We start from the raw sequence: 6,326 nt of genomic DNA, 5'->3' as shown, positions 1-6,326 counted from the left end.
GGCAACCAGCAGGCAACGCCACGCACCGAGCACAGAGCACCCCGGGCGCGCGTGCGTTTGCCCGCGAATCAGGTCATTCGTTTGCCCTGTCCAATCGGATTCTGCGCGCAGTGACCTGACGGCCGGTCGGTTCTCGCGGTCGCGCGTAGGGGACCCCTGGCCTGGCCAGTCGTCAACTGTTTCTCGCTTGCCCTTGCCCGCGAGAGCACCGAGTCCGAAACCCGGCACGCCGACCGCCCCCCAGCCTTCCGGCCACACCCACCGCTCACACCGCTCACACCGCTCACACTGTCCACGTCCGCCGATCGTCCACACTGTCAGGTCAGTCGTCTCAAGAAGTGCCCGGGAAAAGTGGGCATCCGCTGTCAGGGAGGCGACGGGGTCCGTCGGGCCCTCCGCCGGACTTAAGAGATCGTCTCGCGCCGGGTGTGGTGAACTCCGAGCCAACGCCGATGCCGGTGGCGAACCGTTGGCGGGCCTACAGGGGCGCCTTCTGACGGATTCGCCTCATCCGGCCAAGGCGCAACGGAAGACTCGCCGCCTCGGGGCCACCGAATCCCCCTCCCGTCAGACGGCAGCCCGGCTCGCAGTTGAATCGCGCCTGGACGGCCCAACCGTGTGTCGGTGGGGACTGACGTGGCTCGCGGGGCATCGAGTGGTCCGAATCCATCACATGACGCCCACCCAGACCACCCCTATGCGAAGAAAGTGGGGTGAACTGGGCATGCGGGGTCCTCGTGTGATGGATTCGGACCACCGAGCCCCCTTCGAGCGCCACCGAGCCCGCCGAGTGCCGCGAGCGCCCCGTCGAGAACGTCGGGCCCACCCCAGCGGCCGCGCGGCCGCGCTAGCCGCCCGGCCGGACCATCGGCAGGACCCGCACCCCTGGGTAACCGTCCCCCCACCCACACCGACCAGGTGCTTGAGGCTCCACCGACCACCGTGGTGGGTGGACGCCACACCCACCCGGGTCGCCCCATTCAACTCATGCGTCCCGTCTGCGGACCGGCCGGTCCGCAGGTCGACCGCAGAGGCCGGCCGCCCGACTGCGTGGGTGGCCGTGTGCGTGGGAATGGGGATGTCGCACCAGCGGCCGTTCCCGCAGTCGCTGAGCCTGGGGCCGCGCTACCCGCTCAACCTGTCGCGCCCCACCCACTCACCCGACAGCCACCGAACCGACCTCCGCCCATCCCCCACCTCGCGTGCAGGGCGTTTTTCTTTGGGCCGTCCCCGTGGAAAGCGTTAGCGGTGGGCCGGGGCGGCGGGTCAAGGGGAGCCCGAAGGGATCTCGCGCAGCGACGCGACCGTAGGGAGCGCCCTTGACGCGCCGGTCCGGCCCACCGACCCTGGAGCGCTCGGGAACGACCCGAAACCCCCAGAAGCAAGCCTTGGTTCCCCACCGACCCCGCCAAGACCGACCCCGCCGCCGAGGACGCGACGCCGCGTAGACCCTCGACCGGGCACGCTACAACGGTCGGACCGTCACCCGGCCGAGCCGGCTGCTCGCGATGACCGCGAGCGCCGCATCGATGGCGAACTCACGGCCGTGCAGCCCGGTTTCCGCGAGCAAGGCGATCGCCGCGTCGGCGACATCGCGTGTCACTGGCTCGACTTTCACGCGGGACAGCACCCAGCTCCAGGCGGACGCTCGGATCCTGCCGTGATAGGCCTCGATCATGGTCATGGAACTCGTGACTACGTGCGCCCTCAACGCGTGCGCCTCTGCCAGGAGGGCCTTCATTTGTGGATCGCCAAGCGCCGTACGCGACAGTGCCTCACTATCGAGCACAAGGCAGATGTCAGACATCAAGCGGCTGCCGAATGGCCGTCGGCCTGGGGCTGCGCCTTTGCCTCGCCTTCGCGCTCGTCGAACCAGCGCTGGATGTCGCGAACCTCAGCCTGCGCCGCAGTCGATCACGATCACGCTCACGCTGACGCTCTGTGGCCTTCGTGACATACGCGCTGAAGCTCCCGGGGCCCACTTCGCGCCGGAGCTCCTCCGGCAGCTCCTCCGGCAGGGTGACCGTGTACTTCCTGGTTGCCATACCACCGACCATGCCGCCGCAAGAGTGATCCACGCCACTTCAGCGATCCAGGGCCGCCCGCAGCTCCCTCTTCAGCACCTTGCCGCTCGCGTTGCGCGGGAGTTCCGTTACGAACTCGACCTCCCTCGGCACCTTGTAGTTCGCCATTTCGCGGCGGGACCACGCGATCAGGTCATCCGACGTCAGCGTCGAGCCCGGGCGGCGGACCGTGTACGCCTTGCCCACCTCGCCCAGCCTCGCGTCCGGGACTCCGATCACTGCCACGTCCGCCACATCCGGGTGCAGGCCCAGCAATTGCTCGATTTCCGCCGGGTAGGCGTTGAAGCCGCCCACTATGAACATGTCCTTGATCCGGTCTGTGATGCGCAGGTTGCCGGCCTCGTCCAGTACGCCCACATCGCCCGTACGCAGCCAGCCGTCCGGGGTGATGGCGGCAGCCGTCTCCTCCGGGTCCTCGTAGTAGCCCCGCATGACGTTGAAGCCCCTGACCAGGACCTCCCCCGGACTGCCTGGCTCCGCCAGTACGCGGACCTCCGTGCCGGGGATCGCGCGGCCCGACGTCGACGCGATCGTCTCCGGCGGGTCGCCCCGCCGGCACATCGTCACGATGCCGGACGCCTCGGACAGGCCGTACGCCGTGAGAACCGTGGCGATGTGGAGCTCCGAGCGGAGGCGTTCCACCAGCTGCAGAGGCACCACCGCCGCGCCCGTGACAACCAGGCGGAGGGCGGAGAGGTCGTGGGTGTCGCGGGACGGGTGGTCCAGGAGTGACTGGTGGAGGGTGGGCGGGCCGGGGAGGACCGAGATGCGTTCGGCGGCGATGTTCGCCAGGACCGTGTCCACGCCGAAGACGGGCTGGGGGACCATCGTGGCCCCGCGCATCAGGCAGGCGATGATCCCCGCCTTGTAGCCGAAGGTGTGGAAGAACGGGTTCACGATCAGGTAGCGGTCGCCTTCGCGCAACCCCGCCAGCTCGGACCAGATGGCGTAGCCGCGCAGCGTCTGCGCGTGCGTGATCACCGCGCCCTTGGGGCGGCCCGTCGTGCCCGACGTGTAGATGATGTCCGAGGGGGAGGACGAGGAGATCGTCGCCGCGCGAGCGCGTACCTCCGATGAAAGCACCGCCTCGCCCCGCGCCAGGAAGTCCTTCCACGTGCTGAAGTTCTCGGGTGCGTCGTCCGCCAACACCACCACCTCCTCCAGGTGCGGAAGGGAGGGAAGAGGGTGAGGGCCGTCGGCCGGGCCGTCCGTCGTCGCACGGCGCAGGGACGCGACGTACGACGTGCCCAGGAATGTGCCCGTGACGAAGAGCAGTTTGGCCCGGCTGCGCTGGAGGACGTACGCCGCCTCCGCACCCTTGAAGCGAGTGTTCAGCGGGACGAGGACCGCGCCCGCCGTCACCGCGCCGAGTGCGGACACGATCCAGTCCAGCGTGTTGGGCGCCCAGACGGCAACCCGGTCGCCCGGCTCGACCCCCCGCGCCATGCACGCCGCCGCCGACCGCTCGACGCGCTCGCCGAGGTCGGCGTAAGAGATACAGGTCCGACCCTCGACCACGGCCTCCCGCTCGCCGTACCGCTCGGCCGCACTCCGCACCAGCTCCGGGATGCTGCCCCACTCGACGTCCGTAATTTCCGTACGTTCCATACGTTCCGTACTGTCCGCTGCGCCAATACCGTCCGCTGCGCCCATAGCAAGCCCTCCACACCACTAGCTGACTATCCGTCAGATTAGCTGTAGCCTGACGCGCTGTCAGTAGTCGGCAGACAGCAGCCAGCCGTCAACGGCCAGCTGCCGGCGGCCCGGCAGTCACGACCATCGCGGAGGTACCCCGACGTGGCGACGCTCAAAGATGCGACAGCGATAGTCGGTACCGGACAGACTCCCTTCGCCAAACAACTCCCCGAGTCCGAAAAGACCTTGGCCTGCCGAGCCATACTCGCCGCCCTCGACGACGCCGGCATCGCCCCGTCCGAGGTCGACGCCCTCGCCTCGTACACCATGGAGGAGACCGACGAAGTCGAGGTGGCGAAGTCCATCGGAGCCGGTGACCTCACCTTCTTCTCCAAGGTGGGTTACGGCGGCGGCGGATCCTGCGCCACCGTCGCCCACCTCGCCGCCGCCATCGCCACCGGCCAGGCAAGTGTCGGCGTCGCCTGGCGTTCGCGAAAGCGCGGGTCGGGGCCGCGGCCCTGGAAGAACACCGCCGTGCAGTTGCCCACCCCCGCCCAGTGGACCCGCCCCTTCGGCCTCCTGCGGCCCGCCGACGAGATCGGCATGCTGGCCCGCCGGTACATGCACGAGTACGGCGCCACCCGCGACCACCTCTTCAATGTGGCCCTCGCCTGCCGCAACCGGGCCAACCAGAACCCCGCCGCGATCATGTACGAACGCCCCCTGACCCGCGACATGTACATGAGCTCCCGCTGGATCAGCGAGCCGCTGTGCCTCTTCGACAACTGCCTGGAGACGGACGGGGCCCTGGCCTGCGTGGTTGTATCGGCCGAGCGCGCCCGCGACTGCCGGCAGAAGCCCGTGTACGTACACTCCGCCGCCCAGGGCCTGCCCGCCCAGCACCACGGCATGGTCAACTACTGGAACGACGACCCGCTCACCGGCCCGGCCTGGACCGCCGCCCGCCAGCTCTGGAAGCAGGCCGACTTCGGCCCCGACGACGTCGACGTCGCGCAGATCTACGACGCCTTCACCCCCCTCATTCCACTGTCCCTGGAGGGCTACGGCTTCTGCGGGAGAGGAGAAGGAGCGTCGTTCACCGAAGGCGGGGCCCTGGAGAGCGGCGGGCGGCTGCCGATCAACACCGGAGGTGGCGGGCTCAGCGAGGCGTACGTCCATGGCTTCAACCTCATCACCGAAGGCGTCAAACAACTGCGCGGCACCAGCACCGCCCAAGTGCCCGGCGCCGCGACTTGCCTGGTGACGGCGGGCGAGGGAGTCCCGACTTCGGCCCTACTGCTGAGGAGTTGAAAGATGAGTGACAGTGGCAGCCTTCTGCCGCCCGTCGCCGACGACGACGGCGCGCCCTTCTGGGAGTATGCCGCCCAGGGCGAGCTCCGCATCCAGGCCTGCGCCGCCCCCGGCTGCGGCGAGCTGCGCTTTCCGCCCCGGCCCTGCTGCCCGCACTGCCAGTCCTTCGACAGCGAGTGGCGGCGGATGAGCGGCAGGGGGCGGATCTGGTCGTACGTCCTGCCCCACCCGCCACTCCTCTCCGCCTACGCCGCCCAGGCCCCGTACAACGCGGTCGTCGTCGAACTGGCCGACGCCCCGAACATCCGGCTCGTGGGGAATGTGGTCACCAAGCCCGACGCCGCGCTCGACTCCGTCGATCCGGCGCGGCTGCGGATCGGCGCGAGGGTGCAGGTCGCGTTCACCGAGGGCGCGGGCGGCGTGACGTCGCCTCGGTGGCTCCTGGAGCGGTCATGAGCAGCAGCAGCAGCAGTAGTAGCACCAGCACCAGCACCAGCACCAGCACCAGCACCAGCACCAGCAGCGTCCACGTCCGCGTCGAACGGGACAAGGAGACCGGCGTCACGGTCGTCACGCTCGACCGGCCCGAGAAACACAACGCCATCGACCTGGCAACCGCCCGCGAGCTAGCCACCACCTGGCGCGAGTTCCGCTTCGACGACAGCGTACGGGCCGTCGTACTCACCGGAGCCGGGGACAATGCCTTCTGCACCGGCATCGACCGGGCTGCGGACGTGCCCCAGCCCCCGTCGCCGTACTCGATCGACGATCCGCTCCTCTCCATCGGGCCGAAGGCGAACGACCTGTGGAAGCCGGTGATCGCGGCGGTACGGGGCATGGCCTGCGGTGGAGCGTTCTACCTGCTGGGAGAGGTCGAGTTCATCGTCGCCGCCGAGGATGCGACGTTTTTCGATCCGCACACGACGTACGGGATGGTCAGCGCGTACGAGGCGATCTTCATGGCGCAGCGGATGCCGTTCGGGGAGGTCGCCCGGATGTCGCTGATGGGTACGGCGGAACGGGTGTCGGCGCGTCGCGCGTACGAGACGGGACTCGTGTCGGAACTGGCCGCCCCGCAAGACGTGTCGGGGGCGGCCCTCCGGTCGGCCGAGGTGATCGCGTCGTATCCGACGGAAGCTGTCCAAGGCACCGTACGCGCGGTGTGGGCCGCGAAGGAGGGGGCGCGCAGCCAGGCGCTCGCGCAGGCGCCGCATCTGGTGGCGCTCGGGAACCTGCCGCCGGACCGGCAGGCGGAGCTCTTCGCCGCCCGCCGGACCGGCTTCCGTACGCGCTAGG

Annotated in this window: 5 protein-coding genes; 3 read left to right on the top strand and 2 right to left on the bottom strand. The window is 69.5% G+C overall.

Annotated elements, in window-relative coordinates; genetic code table 11:
• Window positions 1-1,465: 1,465 nt before the first annotated feature.
• Window positions 1,466-1,684 carry a hypothetical protein gene (locus tag J7E89_RS24070; protein WP_251061005.1) on the bottom strand — a complete coding sequence of 73 codons (219 nt, stop codon included), beginning with the start codon at window positions 1,682-1,684 and terminating at the stop codon, window positions 1,466-1,468.
• Between the two features lie 400 nt (window positions 1,685-2,084).
• The gene (locus tag J7E89_RS24065) at window positions 2,085-3,692 is read right to left on the bottom strand and encodes a FadD3 family acyl-CoA ligase (RefSeq protein WP_251061004.1); all 1,608 of its coding nucleotides are present in this window, start codon (window positions 3,690-3,692) and stop codon (window positions 2,085-2,087) included.
• Between the two features lie 189 nt (window positions 3,693-3,881).
• Here J7E89_RS24065 and J7E89_RS24060 point away from each other — a divergent pair, with 189 nt between their 5' ends.
• From J7E89_RS24060 to J7E89_RS24050, 3 genes are read left to right on the top strand one after another with little or no spacing between them, the layout of a single operon-like run.
• Window positions 3,882-5,030, top strand: coding sequence for a lipid-transfer protein (locus J7E89_RS24060; protein ID WP_214976469.1), 1,149 nt, complete (start codon window positions 3,882-3,884; stop codon window positions 5,028-5,030).
• Window positions 5,031-5,033: 3 nt separating this feature from the next.
• Window positions 5,034-5,486: a Zn-ribbon domain-containing OB-fold protein gene (locus J7E89_RS24055; RefSeq protein WP_214976468.1), complete on the top strand. Its 453-nt coding sequence runs from the start codon at window positions 5,034-5,036 to the stop codon at window positions 5,484-5,486.
• Window positions 5,483-6,325, top strand: coding sequence for an enoyl-CoA hydratase/isomerase family protein (locus J7E89_RS24050; RefSeq protein ID WP_214976467.1), 843 nt, complete (start codon window positions 5,483-5,485; stop codon window positions 6,323-6,325). The genes J7E89_RS24055 and J7E89_RS24050 overlap by 4 nt, the downstream gene beginning before the upstream one ends.
• Window position 6,326: the final 1 nt, after the last annotated feature.

Origin of the sequence: Streptomyces sp. ISL-100 (assembly GCF_018614615.1) — a bacterium.
GTDB lineage: Bacteria > Actinomycetota > Actinomycetes > Streptomycetales > Streptomycetaceae > Streptomyces.
Note: the sequence above shows the minus strand (reverse complement) of the source record. Positions and strands in the feature narration are given on the sequence as shown.

Coding starts and splice junctions, on each gene's coding strand:
- J7E89_RS24055 (WP_214976468.1), top strand. CDS start 5,034: ATGAGTGACAGTGGCAGCCTTCTGCCGCCCGTCGCCGACGACGACGGC.
- J7E89_RS24050 (WP_214976467.1), top strand. CDS start 5,483: ATGAGCAGCAGCAGCAGCAGTAGTAGCACCAGCACCAGCACCAGCACC.
- J7E89_RS24070 (WP_251061005.1), bottom strand. CDS start 1,684: ATGACCATGATCGAGGCCTATCACGGCAGGATCCGAGCGTCCGCCTGG.
- J7E89_RS24065 (WP_251061004.1), bottom strand. CDS start 3,692: ATGGAACGTACGGAAATTACGGACGTCGAGTGGGGCAGCATCCCGGAG.